Source organism: Arthrobacter sp. 10N43, assembly GCF_056394525.1.
Genome location: NZ_JBFTIA010000004.1, coordinates 434347 through 448929, shown reverse-complemented (window position 1 = coordinate 448929; position 14583 = coordinate 434347). Strand labels below are relative to the sequence as shown.

At 67.3% G+C, this 14583-nt stretch carries 8 protein-coding genes and 2 tRNA genes; 4 read left to right on the top strand and 6 right to left on the bottom strand.

Annotation, left to right across the window (positions count from 1 at the left end):
* Positions 1-134 precede the first annotated feature (134 nt).
* From AC1DDO_RS10290 to AC1DDO_RS10280, 3 genes are all read left to right on the top strand, one after another.
* Complete coding sequence (locus AC1DDO_RS10290; protein WP_476868602.1) at positions 135-2186, top strand: TPM domain-containing protein; 2052 nt, start codon at positions 135-137, stop codon at positions 2184-2186.
* A gap of 161 nt (positions 2187-2347) precedes the next feature.
* Entirely contained in the window at positions 2348-3139 is a 792-nt protein-coding gene (locus tag AC1DDO_RS10285) for a PspA/IM30 family protein (protein WP_476868603.1), read from the top strand.
* Positions 3140-3312: 173 nt separating this feature from the next.
* Positions 3313-4737 carry a cryptochrome/photolyase family protein gene (locus AC1DDO_RS10280; RefSeq protein ID WP_476868604.1) on the top strand — a complete coding sequence of 475 codons (1425 nt, stop codon included), beginning with the start codon at positions 3313-3315 and terminating at the stop codon, positions 4735-4737.
* A gap of 179 nt (positions 4738-4916) precedes the next feature.
* Here AC1DDO_RS10280 and AC1DDO_RS10275 read toward each other — a convergent pair.
* The 4 genes from AC1DDO_RS10275 to AC1DDO_RS10260 all read right to left on the bottom strand — a co-directional run bounded on the left by AC1DDO_RS10275 (position 4917) and on the right by AC1DDO_RS10260 (position 9854).
* Positions 4917-4993, bottom strand: a tRNA-Met gene (locus AC1DDO_RS10275).
* Between the two features lie 249 nt (positions 4994-5242).
* Positions 5243-5316: transfer RNA gene (locus AC1DDO_RS10270), tRNA-Met, on the bottom strand.
* Positions 5317-5490: 174 nt separating this feature from the next.
* Positions 5491-8490, bottom strand: a complete 3000-nt coding sequence (locus AC1DDO_RS10265; RefSeq protein WP_476868605.1) for a UPF0182 family membrane protein — start codon at positions 8488-8490, stop codon at positions 5491-5493.
* A gap of 215 nt (positions 8491-8705) precedes the next feature.
* Positions 8706-9854 (bottom strand): YlbL family protein, encoded by a 1149-nt coding sequence (locus tag AC1DDO_RS10260; protein WP_476868606.1) that lies wholly within the window; start codon positions 9852-9854, stop codon positions 8706-8708.
* Between the two features lie 251 nt (positions 9855-10105).
* Here AC1DDO_RS10260 and AC1DDO_RS10255 point away from each other — a divergent pair, with 251 nt between their 5' ends.
* Positions 10106-11632, top strand: a complete 1527-nt coding sequence (locus AC1DDO_RS10255; RefSeq protein WP_476971801.1) for a zinc-dependent metalloprotease — start codon at positions 10106-10108, stop codon at positions 11630-11632.
* 20 nt (positions 11633-11652) lie between these two features.
* On the opposite strand, the gene AC1DDO_RS10250 is transcribed toward AC1DDO_RS10255, so the two are convergent.
* Together AC1DDO_RS10250 and AC1DDO_RS10245 are read right to left on the bottom strand one after the other, a co-directional pair.
* Entirely contained in the window at positions 11653-12333 is a 681-nt protein-coding gene (locus tag AC1DDO_RS10250) for a M48 metallopeptidase family protein (RefSeq protein ID WP_476868608.1), read from the bottom strand.
* The gene (locus tag AC1DDO_RS10245; protein WP_476868642.1) at positions 12333-14435 is read right to left on the bottom strand and encodes an ATP-dependent DNA helicase UvrD2; all 2103 of its coding nucleotides are present in this window, start codon (positions 14433-14435) and stop codon (positions 12333-12335) included. Before AC1DDO_RS10245 ends, AC1DDO_RS10250 begins: the two co-directional genes overlap by 1 nt.
* Positions 14436-14583 lie beyond the last annotated feature (148 nt).

The following is a 14583-nucleotide window of genomic DNA, read 5'->3' as shown; positions in this document are numbered from 1 at the left end:
GCCATTTGGGTGCACCATAGAATCAAATGGAAATGCCACAGCGACCTGCGGCTTTACATCTGCGTGGGGGCGCTGCTGCTTTCTGTGACGGCTGGTTCGACCGAACCGGTCCCAGAAGTGCTGAAGGGTTGCACATGCGGTCTAAGTTGAATCGTTTCCTCGCCGTCCTCGGCGTCGCTGGATTGCTGGCGCTCCCCGCCGCTCCAGCTTTGGCCGAAGATCCGGTGACTATTCCGTCCGGGCAGAACATCGTGGACAGCGGCAACGTGCTCGGCGGCCGCAAGGCCGAGGTCCAGGACGCCATCCAGAAGCTCCTGAAGGACCACAAGTACAACCTCTATGTCATTACGGCAAAGACCTTCGAGAACCCTGCCGACCCCACGGCGTGGGCCACGGCCGTTGCCACGAACAAGGGCATGGGCAAGGCCGACGTCATCCTCACCATGTCCGACGACGGGCACTACTACTTCTCCCCCGCCAAGACCAGTGCGATCTACCCCAAGACGTCCAACATCACCCAGAACGCCATAGTCCCGAACCTGGCCGGCGGGAAGCGCGACTTCGCGCAGGCGGCCATTGATACCGCTGGTGCGGTGGGCGACGCGGCGGGCGGCGGCAGCGGCACTGTGCCCTCCGACGCCGGCGCGGGCAGCGCCGTCCTGGTGGGAGTCGGCGTCGTGGCCGCGGCAGGTGGCGGAGCTTACCTGTACTTCCGCAACCGCCGGAAAAAGGCCGGCAAGGGTGCCGGAGCGTCCTACGGACCCCAGGGTGCAGAGCTCGATCCACTGGCGGGCCTGACCGTTGCTGAACTACGCCGCAAGAGCGATTCGCTGCTGATCGAGGCCGATGACGCCATCAAGTCCAGCGAACAGGAACTTGGATTCGCCCAGGCCCAATACGGTGACTCGGCGGTGGGCAACTTCACCAAGGCGCTGCAGGAGGCCAAGGGGCACATGACGGAATCGTTCAAGCTGCAGCAGCAGCTGGACGACCACATCCCCGACACCGAAGAGCAGCAACGGAGCTGGCTTGGCGAAATCATCCGCCGCTCCGAGGCAGCCCTGGCATCGCTGCAGGAGCAAAAGGCGGACTTCGATTCCCTCCGGGAGCTGGAGAAAAACGCCCCGCAGGCCCTTGCCGCCGTCGGTGCCGGAGCCGCCGAAGCCGAGGCCAAGATCGCCAGCGCCGAACAATCGCTGACGGACCTGCGCGCCAAGTACGCCGAGAGCGCCCTGGTCCAGGTTGCGGACAATATCAAGCAGGCCAAGGAACGCCTCGAATTCGTGCAGAACGCCTCAACCGCGGCGCAGGAAAAGCTCGCCGCCGGCGAGAACGGCCTTGCCGCGGTGGCTGTGCGTGCGGCCGAGGAGAGCCTGCACCAGACCAACGTGCTGATCGGGGCCATCACCAAGGTGGCTGGCAGCCTCGATGAGGCACGCAGCGGCCTGGAATCCGCCGTCGTCGACACTGCCCAGGACCTGGCCCAGGCGAAAGCGATGCTCCAGTCGGGCGCCCATCCGGAGCTTTCCGGTCCGGTGGCCGCAGTGGAGGCAGCGCTGGCCCAGGTGAAGGCAGAAATCCAGGGCGGCAAGATCGATCCCATCGCCACCCTGGAACGCGTCGAAGCGGCGCACCAGACACTCGACCAGTCGCTGGGCGGAATCCGCGACCAGCAGGAACAGGCGCGCCGCGCCCAGGCGTCACTGCAGCAAAGCATCATGTCGGCCCAGGCCCAGATCAGCGCGACGTCGGACTACATCACCGCCCGCCGCGGCGGCGTGGGCACCGACGCCCGCACACGCCTGGCGGAAGCCCAGCGCAACCTGGACTATGCGCTGTCCATCTCCCGCACCGACCCGGTCACCGCGTTGCAGTACGCCCAGCAGGCCTACGCGCTGGCGGCCCAGGCCGCGCAGCTGGCCCAGTCCGATGTTGACCAGTTCGGCGGCTACACCAACCAGGGCTATGGCCGTGGCGGGATGTTCGGTGGCAGCGGCGGAGGCGGGCTCGGCGGGGCGATCCTCGGCGGAATCCTCATCAACTCAATCCTCCACGGCGGAGGCGGTGGAGGCTGGGGTGGCGGCGGAGGTAGCTGGGGCGGCGACGATTCCGGCGGAGGCTGGGGTGGCGGCGGCGACTTTGGCGGCGGCGGCGACTTTGGCGGCGGCGACTCCGGGAGTTTCTGACCCCGTTGCCGCCCCCGGACCTGAAACAGCAACGGGAAACAGGAATGCGATTCACCACAGACCACGCGCCGGCCACAACCGGCGGACAGCGACTAGAAGCGACACACATCATCTGATCACTGGATTCAGTGAAATATCGGAGCAGGACGAAAGGTAACACCATGGTTAAGCAGTCCATTTTCGGCCGAATGGCCCAGCTGGCAAAGGCCAACATCAACTCTTTGCTGGACCAGGCCGAGGATCCGCAGAAAATGCTGGATCAGATGGTCCGTGACTACACGAACAACATCGCGGAGGCCGAGTCCGCCGTGGCCCAGACCATTGGCAACCTGCGCATGCTCCAGGACGACTACAACGAGGACGTCCGCAACGCCCACGACTGGGGCAACAAGGCCCTCGCCGCGTCGCGCAAAGCCGATGAATACCGCGCCAAGGGCGACGCCGGTGACGCCGAGAAGTTCAACAACCTGGCCAAAGTTGCGCTGCAGCGCCAGATCGCCTCCGAGAACGAGGCCAAGGCCGCCGAGCCGAACATCGCCTCCCAGTCCGAGGTGGTGGACAAGCTCAAGCAGGGCCTGGACCAGATGAAGGGCAAGCTCAACGAACTGACCAGCAAGCGCAATGAGCTGGTGGCCCGGTCCAAGACCGTCGAGGCACAGAGCCAGGTCCACGACGCCCTCAAGAGCATCAACATCATGGACCCCACGTCCGAGGTGGGCCGCTTTGAAGAGAAGATCCGCCGCGAGGAAGCCAAGGTCCGCGGCCAGCAGGAGCTCGCCGCCTCGAGCCTGGACGCCCAGTTCAATTCACTGGAGGACCTGGGCGAGCAGACCGAGATCGAAGCCCGGCTGGCGGCGCTGAAGTCCGGCGGCTCCCCCGCAGCCATCGGCACGGGCGCCACCCAGGCTGCGTCCGACTCCACGGTGGACGAGGCAGACTTCGACAAGCTCTGACCTGAACCCTCCGGCGGACTTTGCCGGAAGTGCCTCCCGCACGCACGTTAGACCCAGGGCCGGTCTCCGACGGGTGAGCCTGACTCCAGGTTCGCCCGCCGGGGGCCGGCCCTTGCCATCGCACCGTTACCGCCATTGCACGGTACCCGCGGCCGCGCGTGTACCGTGGTTTCATGTCTTCGACCCTTGTCTGGCTCCGCGACGACCTCCGGCTGGACGATAATCCCGCACTGTCGGAGGCCGCGTCCCTGGGCACGCCACTGACCGTCGTTTACGTCCTGGATGAGGAGTCTCCCGGCGTCCGGCCCCTGGGCGGGGCGGTCAAGTGGTGGCTCCACCACTCCCTGGCCGGGCTCGCCGCGGCGCTGGAGGCCTTGGGGTCCAGGCTGGTGCTCCGTCGCGGCCCGGCCGAGGGGATCATCAAAGACCTCGCCGCGGACACCTCTGCCGACACGCTGCTGTGGAACCGCCGGTACAGCGAGCCCGAGCGCAGCATCGACGCCGGCCTGAAGAGCTGGGCCGCTGAGGAGGGCATCAGGGCCACCAGCTTCCAAGCCAACCTCATGTTTGAGCCATGGACCGTCCGGACCGGCAGCGGGGGGCCCTACAAAGTCTTCACGCCGTTCTGGAAGGCCTGCCTGGCCGGCGCCGAGCCCCGGCAACCGCTGGCCGCCCCGGACCGGCTGCCTGCTCCGGCAGCCAGCGGTGCCGGCGGACCACCGGCCGGTGACACGCTCGAGCACTGGGGCCTGCTCCCCCGCGACCCCGACTGGAGCACGGGGCTGGCTGGCACCTGGACACCCGGAGAAGCCGGCGCCCACGGCCGCCTGATGGATTTCGTGGAGGGGCCGGCAGCGGAATATGGCACCGGCCGTGACATTCCCGGGGTCGAAGGCACGTCCCGGCTCTCCCCGCATCTGCGCTTTGGCGAAATCAGCCCCTTCCGGATCTGGCACACGCTGCGGGACAGTTTTCCGCCGGGCGCACCGGCCGACGTCGGCGTCTTCCGCTCCGAGCTTGGCTGGCGGGAGTTCTGCTGGCAGCTGCTGTACGAGAATCCTGACCTGGCGACGCGGAACTACCGGCCGGAATTCGACGGCTTTCAGTGGCAGCCGCCGTCGGGAGACGAGATGGAAGCCTGGCAGCAGGGCCACACGGGATATCCACTGGTTGACGCCGGCATGCGCCAGCTCTGGCAGACCGGCTGGATGCACAACCGCGTGCGCATGGCGGCCGCGTCCTTCCTGGTGAAGAACCTGCTGGCGGACTGGCGGCTGGGCGAGGCCTGGTTCTGGGACACCTTGGTGGACGCCGACGCCGCGAGCAATCCGGCCAACTGGCAGTGGGTGGCGGGCTCGGGTGCCGACGCCTCGCCGTATTTCCGGATCTTCAACCCGGTCACGCAGAGCAAGAAGTTCGACGCCGCCGGCCGTTACCTCCGCGGATACATCCCCGAGCTGGCCGGCCTGGACGACAAGGCGGTCCACGAGCCCTGGAAGGCCCCTGACGCCGCCAACGGCTACCCTGGACCCATCGTGGACCTTGCTGAGACCCGGGCACGTGCCCTGGCCACATATCAGCGGCTCAAGGACGGCTGACGACGCTGACGACCGGCAGACGACCGGCAACCCGGGCCCATGAGTTCCGGACCGGGTTGCGCCGCGCGGAAGAAGTGGCCACCTGCAGAGGTAGCAGTCCGCGGGGGCAACAGGAAAGGCCCGGATCATCAGATCCGGGCCTTATCCTTTATCTTCCAGTTTGTCCTGCTGGTGTTCCTTGGTTGCGGGGACAGGATTTGAACCTGTGACCTCTGGGTTATGAGCCCAGCGAGCTACCGAACTGCTCCACCCCGCGTCGCTTGATCAACTCTACCCTAGTTTCCGGGCCGCCCTGACCACTGCCCCATTCCTAGCCCTGGTGGGCGCAATCGGGGATGGCCGCCGGCCGACCGGGGCTCCTTTGGACACCATTCCGGCCCCTGCGTCCAGCCTCCTCGGCGCGTCCGTGCCAAAAGTGCCCCCGGACCGCATCCGGGGCGGGCCCACGGCGCTTAAAGCAAAAGGTCCGGAACACTGTTTCCAGTGTTCCGGACCTTTTCTCCAGTTGCGGGGACAGGATTTGAACCTGTGACCTCTGGGTTATGAGCCCAGCGAGCTACCGAACTGCTCCACCCCGCGTCGCAAGATCAACTCTACCTGCCGGTGAACTTGAGGCCAAATCGAGGTGACGTGATGTGCATCTCGCCGCCCGCGGTAGCCGCCGTCGAACGCCACAGGCCGGGCCTGCCCTCTCTGTGGAGGGCAAACCCGGCCTGTGGTCTGCGTACGGCCTGGGACCGGCTCCGCGCGGGGCTAGCCGCCCGCCGTCGCCGACGGGCTGGCGGACGGCGCCGGCGTGGCTGTACCGGCCGGCGCAGGGGTTTCCAGCTTCGCCTCGGCCTCGAGCGCCTTCTGCAGCGCCGCGGCCAGCTTCTTCTGCTGGTCGCCGTAGGTCGCGAAGTCACCCTTCGCCAGGGCGTCCTGGCCGGCCTTTATCGCGGCGCTGGCGTCGTCCAGGGCGGCCTTCAGCTCCGCCTTCGCGTCGGTGGTGCCAGGCGCTGCCGGCGTGCCCCCGGGCGTGGTGGGCGTGGCCGGGGTCTGCCCCTTGTTGGCCGAGTCCCCTGCCGCGGCACCTGAGTTTCCACCGAACAGCTGGTTCAGTGCCTCATCCAGCGTGGGTGCGAACCCGATCTTGTCGCCGAACGCCACCAGGACGCGCTGCAGCGTCGGGTAGGAGGTTTCACCCGTAGAGCGCAGATAGACGGGCTGGACGTACGCCATGCCGCCGCCTACCGGCAACGTCAGGAGGTTGCCGTTGAGCACCGCGGAGGCACCCTGGCGCAGCAGGTTCAGGGCCTGCGAAACGGTGGGGTCGGAGTTGAACTTGTTCTGCGCCTGGCCGGGGCCGGGGACCTGGGTTTCCGGCGGGATTTGCAGGAGCCTGAGCTGGCCGTAGCTGTCCGCCTTGACGCCCTTCTGGTTGCCTGCGTCGGAGTCCGCGGCCAGGAAGCCGTAGAGCACGTTGCGGGCGTTGCCGTTGACCACCTGCGGGATGAACGAGGAGGTCAGCTGGAACGCGGGCTTGTCCTGGTCGGGCATCTTCAGTGACATGTAGTACGGCGGCTGCTTGACCTCGTCCTTGACGGTCGGGTCGTTCGGAACGGACCAGGCATCAATGTTGGTGTAGAAGCTGTCCGGATTGGTCACGTGGTAGCGGCCCAGGAGCTCGCGCTGGACCTTGAACAGGTCCTCGGGGTACCGCACGTGGCTCATGAGCTGACCGGACATCTCCGAATACGGCTTCACCGACGTCGGGAAGATCTTCTCCCACGCCTTCAGCACCGGGTCCTGGTCATCCCAGGCGTACAGGGTCACGGAGCCGTCGTAGGCATCCACTGTGGCCTTGACCGAGTTGCGGATGTAGTTCACCGTGCTGTTCGGCAGGGCTACCGTCCGGTTCGCGGCGGTCTGGGAGTCGGCCGTGGCGGCGGAGAGCTGCTCCTGCTGCGAGTACGGGAAGTACGGGCTCGTGGTGTATCCGTCCACGATCCACTTCACCCGGCCGTCGACGACGGCGGGGTAGGGGTTGCCGTCCACGGTCAGGTAGGGCGCTACCTTCTCGACGCGGTCCCGCGGGTTGCGGTCGTAGAGGATCTGGGATTCTGCGTTCACGCCGTCCGAAAGCAGCAGGTCCGAGGACTGGAACTTGATCGCGTAGAGGATCTTGTTGAAGAAGCTGCCGACGTTCGGGCCACCGTTGCCGGTGAAGGTGTACTGGGTTTCGGCGTCGCCTTCCTTGCCCGCGGGCCGGTCCTGCTCGCGGTGCGCGGCGCCGGCCGGGGCGCCCACGATCGAGTAGTCGGGTGAGTCCTGGCCGAAGTAAATACGGGGCTGGTACGTCGAATCGTTGCCGAGTGCGCCGTTGGACGGGATGCCGGACTGCAGGAAGTCCGGTTTACCGTCCACGGTGAACTTGTTGCCCTTGGCCGCAACGACGCCATAGCCGTGGGTGTAGACGACGTGGCGGTTCAGCCAGGACTGCTGGTTGGTGGCCAGCCCGTCCGGGTTGAGTTCACGGACGGCGATGACCGTGTCCTGGATCTTGCCGTCGATCTCGTAGCGGTCCACATTCAGGGCGCTGGGGAACTGGTAATAGGGCCGGTACTGCTCCAGCTGGGAGAAGGCATCCGAGATCAGGTTCGGATCCAGCAGACGGATGTTGGCGGTGGTTTGCGCATCGGGGGCCAGCGCGCCGGTGGTGGCGGCAGTGGTGGCGTTGTACCGCTTTTCCTGGACCTTATCCAGGCCGTAGGCGGCTCGGGTCATGGCGATGTTCCGCTGGATGTATTGGTTTTCCAGCGTCTGCTCCGAAGGCCGGACCTGGAATTGCTGGATGACCCACGGGTAGACGCCGCCGGCCAGGATGGCCGTGATGATGAGCATGGCGGTGCCGATCACGGGAAGGCGCCACTTGCCGATCACCGCGGCGACGATGAACAGCACGGCGACGATCGCAGCGGCCACTGCCAGGATGGCCTTGGTCGGAATGACGGCGTTAACGTCCGTGTACAGCGCGCCCGCCCAACGCCCGCTGTTGTTCTGCACTGTGGAATAGCGGTCCAGCCAGAAGTTGACGCCCATCAGCAGCAGGAAGGCTGTGCCCGTGACAGCCAGGTGGATCTGGGCGGCGCGGCTGGTGAAGATCCCGCGTTCCATGATCCGGATGCTGCCGTAAAGGTAGTGGGTGAGGATGCCGGCAAGGCCCGCGACCACCGTGACGCTGATGAGGAACCCGGTGACGAAACCGAGGAACGGAAGGGTCATGAGGTAGAAGCTGATGTCCAGGCCGAACTGGGGATCGTTCTGGCCAAAGGGCTCCTGGTTCAGGAACAGCAGGACTTTTTGCCACTGGCTTGCGGCGGCGCTGCCGGCGAACAGGCCAAAGAGGATGGGAAGTCCAACCATCACCACGCGGCGGACCGGTTCGAGCTGGGCCTGATAGCGGTTCAGGTTGTCCCGGATTTCCGAATCGGGCGCGTACACCGGCCGCGCATGGTACGCCACGCGGATGGCGAAGAAGACGGCGGTAAACATGACGGCGAACCCTGCCAGGAAGATCCCGATCCTGGCCAGGTTCTCGGTCATGAACACTTCGAAGAAGCCCAGCTGCTGATACCAGAGGACATCCGTCCAAACGTTGGCGAAGAAGATGAACCCGACCACTATCAAGGCCACGATGATCAGCGTCGGCGTCAGGGCGCCGCGTCGTGTCGGGGGTCTTCCGGGCGGGACAGTGCTGGCGGGACGGGACAAACTCGGTACCTCATAGCTGGTCGTCTACTGCTGGTTTTTAGTTATTAGTCGCTGCTGTAACTCAGTCCTGCGACTAAGTGCCGGCCGTGCCGGGTTGATGCATTCTAGCGGCCGCCGCTGCCGTTCCGTCAGGGCCCTGCAGCAGGGTCCCGGCGGGACGGCGGCGACCGTCATAAGTGCCACGACTGGGGCCGGTGCTTAGTTCCGCGGCCAGTCTAGTTGCTGGTGCAGACCGGGAGGCCCGATGTGTCGCCGCCTGACGCGGCCAGTTCCACCGCTTTGCGGGCCTCGGTGAGGTTCTCGACCCTGACCACCTGCAGGCCGTCGGGAATGTGGCCCACGACGTCGTCGCAGTTGGCCGCTGGGGCCAGGAACATGGTGGCGCCGCCGGACCGCGCCCCGTGCATTTTCTGGGCGATCCCGCCGATGGGACCCACGGCACCGTCCGGGGTGATGGTTCCGGTTCCCGCGATGTGCTTGCCCCCGGTCAGGTCACCGGGGGTGACGGTGTCGATGATGCCGAGCGCGAACATCATGCCAGCGCTGGGGCCGCCGACTTTGTCGAGGGAAATCGTGACATCAAAGGGGAAGGTGAACTTGTACTGCAGCAGGACGCCGAGGATATAGCGGCCCGCGCTGTTTTTGGCCGGGGTGATAGTGACGGGCACCTGCGCGCCGGCGCGTTCCGCGACGACCTTGACGGGCTTTCCGTTCCCGGCGGCCAGTTCGGCCTGGACGACGGCCAGCGCCGTGATGGGTTTGCCGTTGATGGAGACTAGAACGTCTCCGTCCTGCAGCAGGCCCTTCGAGGCGGAGTCGTCCGGGAGGCCCGCGACCTGCAGTTTCTGCCCGAACGGAATATTCAGTTCCTTCATTGCCGAGGCGATCGCGTTCTCCTGGGAGGTCGTCATCGCGGTGGCGCTCTCCTGCTGGGACTGTTCCTTGGTGACGCCGGTCGGGAACAGGAGCTCCTGGGGGTAGACGGCCTTCGTGCCGTTCAGCCATGCCGAAAACGCCTCGAAGACGGTCACCGGACCGTTCGGGCCGCCGTCGACATAGACGGTGGTGAGGTCCAGGCTGCCTTTGGCGGGAAACGTCTCATGGCCGGTAACGCTGATGACCGGTTTGCCGTTGTCCTGACCGATGGTGTTGAAGGTGGGCCCGGGAGATTCGACCACGTACGGCACCGGCAGGCTTACCGCAGTGATGCCAAGGGCCACGGTTAGCAGCCCCGAGACCAGCATGGCCGAGGACCGGTTGTTGCGTTTGCGGGGCGCACGAATGCCAGCCAGCCGCGCCCTCCTGCCCCGGACGGGGCCGGCCGCGGGGTCGCTGGCGGGCTGTTCACCTTGGGTGACTGTCATTGAACGACCTCTCCGTGCCGGCACGAGGGGGCGGCCCTGACAAGCCTGACAGGACACCGCGACCACGCACCAAGGCCACAGCCTACCGCGAGGCTGCCGCGTGCAAATATTCCAACTTCCAAGCCTACGCGCTTAGCACCCCGGACCGCTCTTTGCCTACAGCGAACGTGGCGCGGTTTCGGCAGACAGCCGCTCTCGCCGGGGGGTACCGTGAAAGTTGAGAAGCAGCCACACCGACGATCGGCGGGATCATGACCTCCAACCCACTCAATCCGTCCAATGGCGACGAGGAACCCAAGGATCCCCTGGCCGAAATGCTCAAGAACCTGATGGGCGGCCAGGGCATGGGCAACATCGACCCCGCCGAACTAGCCAAGGCCGCCGGCCTCCCGGACGATCCCAACCTCCTGGCCCAGATGTTCTCCCAGGTCCAGGCGATGATGAGCGCCCCCTCCGAAGGGCCCGTCAATTGGCAGCTGGCGCACGAGAACGCCCGGCGGGTGGCCGCCAGCGGATCCGATCCCTCGGTCACCGCCCAGCAGTCGAGGGAGGTCGATGAGGCCCTCCGCCTGGCCGAACTCTGGCTCGACCAGGTCACCGGGCTTCCCGCCACCGGCCTGATCGGCCGGGCGTGGTCCCGGGCCGAGTGGGTCGAGGAAACCCTCGGAACATGGAAGCGGCTGACCGAGCCCGTGGCCAACAGCATTGCCAATGCGCTCTCCGCCGCCATGACCGAGCAGATGCCCGAGGAAATGAAGTCCATGATGGGCGGCCCCTCCTCCATGATCCAGAACATGGGCGGCGCGATCTTCGGCATGCAGCTTGGCCAGGCGATCGGCGCGCTCTCGGCCGAAGTGGTCAGCTCCACCGATATCGGTGTGCCCCTGGCAGACCTCGAGATGGCCCTCCTGCCGGCCAACGTGGCGAAGTTCGGTGAGGGTCTCAGCCTGCCGGAGAACGACATCCGGCTCTTCCTCGCCGTGCGTGAAGCGGCGCACGCCCGCCTGTTCGTCCAGGTCCCCTGGCTGCGCGGACACCTGCTGGGCGCGATCGAGGCCTACGCCCGCGGTATCCACATCGACACGTCCAAGATCGAAGAACTCGCCCGGGAGATCGATCCCAGCAACCCCGAGGGCATCCAGGAAGCGCTCTCGCAGGGTGTCTTCATGCCGCAGCGCACGCCCGCCCAGGAGCAGGCCCTCGAAAAGCTCGAGACGGCCCTCGCGCTGGTGGAAGGCTGGGTGGACGAACTGAGCTGGGGCGCGACGGAAAAGCTGCTGCCTAACGCCGCTGCCTTGCGCGAAACGGTCCGGCGGCGCCGGGCTACCGGGGGCCCCGCGGAGCACGCGTTTTCCTCACTGGTGGGGCTCGAACTGCGGCCGCGCCGGCTCCGGGAAGCGGCCACGCTGTGGGCCTCGCTCAAGAACGAGCGCGGCGTAGAGGGCCGCGACGCCGTCTGGCAGCACCCTGACCTGCTGCCCACAGCCGAGGACCTGGACGATCCGCAGGGCTTCAGCGAACGCCGGAAACTTGCCGAGGCCAGCGACAGCGAAGTGGATGACGCCCTGCAGAAGCTCCTTAACGGAGGATTCGACGAGCCCGCCGGCACCGAGCCCGCCGGCACCGGCCAGGAACCGGCAGCCAACGACGACGAGGCGGCCAGCGACGAGGACCGCCCCGACGGCGAAACAGAGGACAGCGGACCAGAGGACGGCGAACCGGACGACAGCGGACGGAACGACAGCGGACCGGAAGAGGGCGGCAAGCCCAAGGCCTAGTGCCTGAGGCGGTTCGAGCGCTAGGGGGCCCCGGCCGGGACTTCGGTTCCGTCCGGGGCTTCGTCGTATCCGCCGCCGGCAGCGTCAGCGGGAGCCAAGCCGCGCGACGTCGCAAACGAGACCCCGTCCAGGAAGGCCTTGGCACGCTCCGTCTCAGGGTACGCCTCCAGCAGCCGCCAGAATGCGGCGTCGTGGCCCGCCACCAGGAGGTGGGCGAGCTCGTGGAGCAATACGTAGTCGATGACCCACTGCGGCATGGGCTGCAGCTTCGCCGAGAGCCGGATGGTTCCTTCGGACGGTGTCGCCGAGCCCCACCGCGAATTCTGGTTCGTGACCCAGCGGACCGAGGAGGGCACTGCCCTGCCGCCGAAGTACTTCGTTGACAGTTCGGCGGCGTGGGCGGCAAGGTCGGCGTCACTGCGGGGCCGCCGCCGGCCGGTGCCGCGCGCGCCCCGGGCCCCTTGGAGCCGCAGCTTTTCGAGCATGCGGTGCACCCATTCCCGTTCCTGGGCCCTGCTGAAGGACGCGGGGATGGCGACCACGGCGGTGCCGTCTTCCCAGAACGCGGCAACGGTCCGGCGTCGGCGGGCGGACCGGCGGACCACCACCGGGGCGCCGTCGGCGGTGGTCAGCGGCGTGGCCGCCGGAACGGCGCCGGAGCCCGACGACCCGGATTGGCCGGACGTTTTTGCACCGGACATCACTGCACCGTACTCTCGGCCAGGACCGCCAGGACGGCCTCGCCATACTTCTCCAGCTTGGACGGACCCACGCCGGCGAGTTTGGCCAGCTGTTCCAGCGAGTCGGGCCGCGCCTCGGCGATGGCGGTCAGCGTGGCATCGGTGAACACGACAAAAGCCGGGACGTCCGCCTCGAGGGCCACCTCTTTCCGCCACTGCCGCAGGGCGTCAAACGTCTGTTCCTCGTAGGTGGGCGGGCACTGGTTGCAGCGCCCCACCTTGCGCTCCGCACCGCTGGAGAGCATGCTGCCGCAGACCCGGCATGACGCCGGAACGGCCGCCTTCCGGCGCGGCGCCGCCCCCTTGCCCCGGAGCTGGGAGCTGGCCACCGAGTCGGGCCGCAGTCCGTCCAGGAAGCGGGAGGGCTTGCGGTTGGCCCGGCCGCCCGGCGTCCGGGCGGTGGACCAGGACAGGGACAGGTGTTCGCGGGCACGGGTGATGCCCACATACAGGAGCCGGCGTTCCTCGTCCACCGCCTCCGGGCTGTCCGCGAACGAGATGGGCATGAGCCCTTCGCTGAGCCCCACGAGGAAGACTGCGTCCCATTCCAGTCCCTTGGCGGCGTGCAGCGATGCGAGGGTGACTCCCTGAACGGTCGGTGCATGCTGTGCCAGCGACCGCTCCTGGAGCTCGTTGACGAAGTCCGAGAGTGAGAACTGCGGGCCCCTGCTGATGACCAGTTCGTCGGCCAGCGCCACGAGGGCGGCCAGCGATTCCCAGCGCTCCCGGAGCGCACCGCCACTGTGCGGCGCCGCGTCGGTGTAGCCGAGGGAAGCGACAATGTCGCGGACAAGCTGCCCGAGCGGCTCGGGCGAGGCGGTTTCGGCGACCGCCCGGGTGGCGGCCCGAAGCTGCAGGATGGCGTCCCGGACCTCCTTGCGGGCGAAGAACCGCTCACCGCCGCGCAGCTGGTACCCGATCCCGGCCGAGGCCAGCGCCTGTTCGTAGGCTTCGGACTGCCCGTTGGTGCGGAAAAGCACGGCGACCTGGCTGGCCGGGGTTCCGGCGTCGAGGAGTTCGCGGATCCGGGCGGCCACCGTGGCGGCCTCCGCCTCGTCGTCCGAACATTCGGTGAACCGGGGCACCGGGCCCGCCGGCCGTTGCGCCACGAGCTGCAGCGGCGTGGCCCAGGCGGCGTCCGCCGCCGGGCCTCCGCTGCGCCGGCCCGCGAGGAGGTCGTTGGCGAGCCTGACAACCTGGGGCGTGGAGCGGTAGTCCCGGATCAGCTTGACGACGTGGGCCTCGGGATACATCCCCTTGAAGCCGAGCAGGTGCTTCGGGGAGGCGCCGGTGAAGGAGTAGATGGTCTGGCTGGCGTCGCCCACGACACAGAGCTCGTCGCGTCCGCCCAGCCACAGCTCCAGGAGCCGCTGCTGCAGCGGCGAGACGTCCTGGTACTCGTCCACCACGAAGTGCCGGTACTGCTCCCGGACAGTCGCCGCCACCTTGGGATCCTCCTGCAGGATACCCACGGTGATCAGCAGCACGTCCTCGAAGTCGATGACGTTGCGGTCGGTCTTGACGTCCTCGTAGGACTGGAAGACCCGGGCCACGGCCGTCAGGTCGAAGCCGCCCGGGTTGCCGCGGCCCTGGGCGTTTTCCAGGTAGTTCGCCGGGGTCAGCATGGACACCTTGGCCCACTCGATTTCGGAGGCGAGGTCGCGGATGGAGGCGCGGTCGGTGCTGAGCCGGAGCCGCCTCGCGGCCTCGGCGATCATCTGTGCCTTGTGGTCCAGCAGGTTGGGCAGGGCACCTCCGACGGCCTGCGGCCAGAAGAACTGCAGCTGGCGCAGCGCCGCGGCGTGAAAGGTCCGGGCCTGGACATTGCCGACCCCGAGGTCACGGAGCCGGCTGCGCATCTCGGCGGCCGCCCGGGCCGTGAAGGTGACTGCCAGGAGCCGCTGCGGGCTGTACACCCCGGAGTGGACGCCGTAGGCGATCCGGTGCGTGATGGCGCGGGTCTTGCCGGTGCCGGCACCGGCCAGCACGCACATGGGTCCCTGCAGGGCGCTGGCGACCTCGCGCTGCTCGGCGTCGAGGCCGCCGAGGATCCGTTCCTCCAGCGAGCGGGAGTCCGGTTCGAGGGCGACGTCGGACGTGCCGCCGGGGGCGCCGGATGCGGCGGTGTCGGATGTCTCCAAGCCGGGAACAGTGCTGAAGTTCAGTTTCTCTGGGGTCACTTTTTCTGGGGTCACTTTTGCTGCTCAGTCG

Excerpts from the sequence above, each read along its gene's own strand:
- AC1DDO_RS10290 (WP_476868602.1), top strand. The coding sequence starts at position 135 with ATGCGGTCTAAGTTGAATCGTTTCCTCGCCGTCCTCGGCGTCGCTGGA.
- AC1DDO_RS10285 (WP_476868603.1), top strand. The coding sequence starts at position 2,348 with ATGGTTAAGCAGTCCATTTTCGGCCGAATGGCCCAGCTGGCAAAGGCC.
- AC1DDO_RS10280 (WP_476868604.1), top strand. The coding sequence starts at position 3,313 with ATGTCTTCGACCCTTGTCTGGCTCCGCGACGACCTCCGGCTGGACGAT.
- AC1DDO_RS10260 (WP_476868606.1), bottom strand. The coding sequence starts at position 9,854 with ATGACAGTCACCCAAGGTGAACAGCCCGCCAGCGACCCCGCGGCCGGC.
- AC1DDO_RS10255 (WP_476971801.1), top strand. The coding sequence starts at position 10,106 with ATGACCTCCAACCCACTCAATCCGTCCAATGGCGACGAGGAACCCAAG.
- AC1DDO_RS10250 (WP_476868608.1), bottom strand. The coding sequence starts at position 12,333 with ATGTCCGGTGCAAAAACGTCCGGCCAATCCGGGTCGTCGGGCTCCGGC.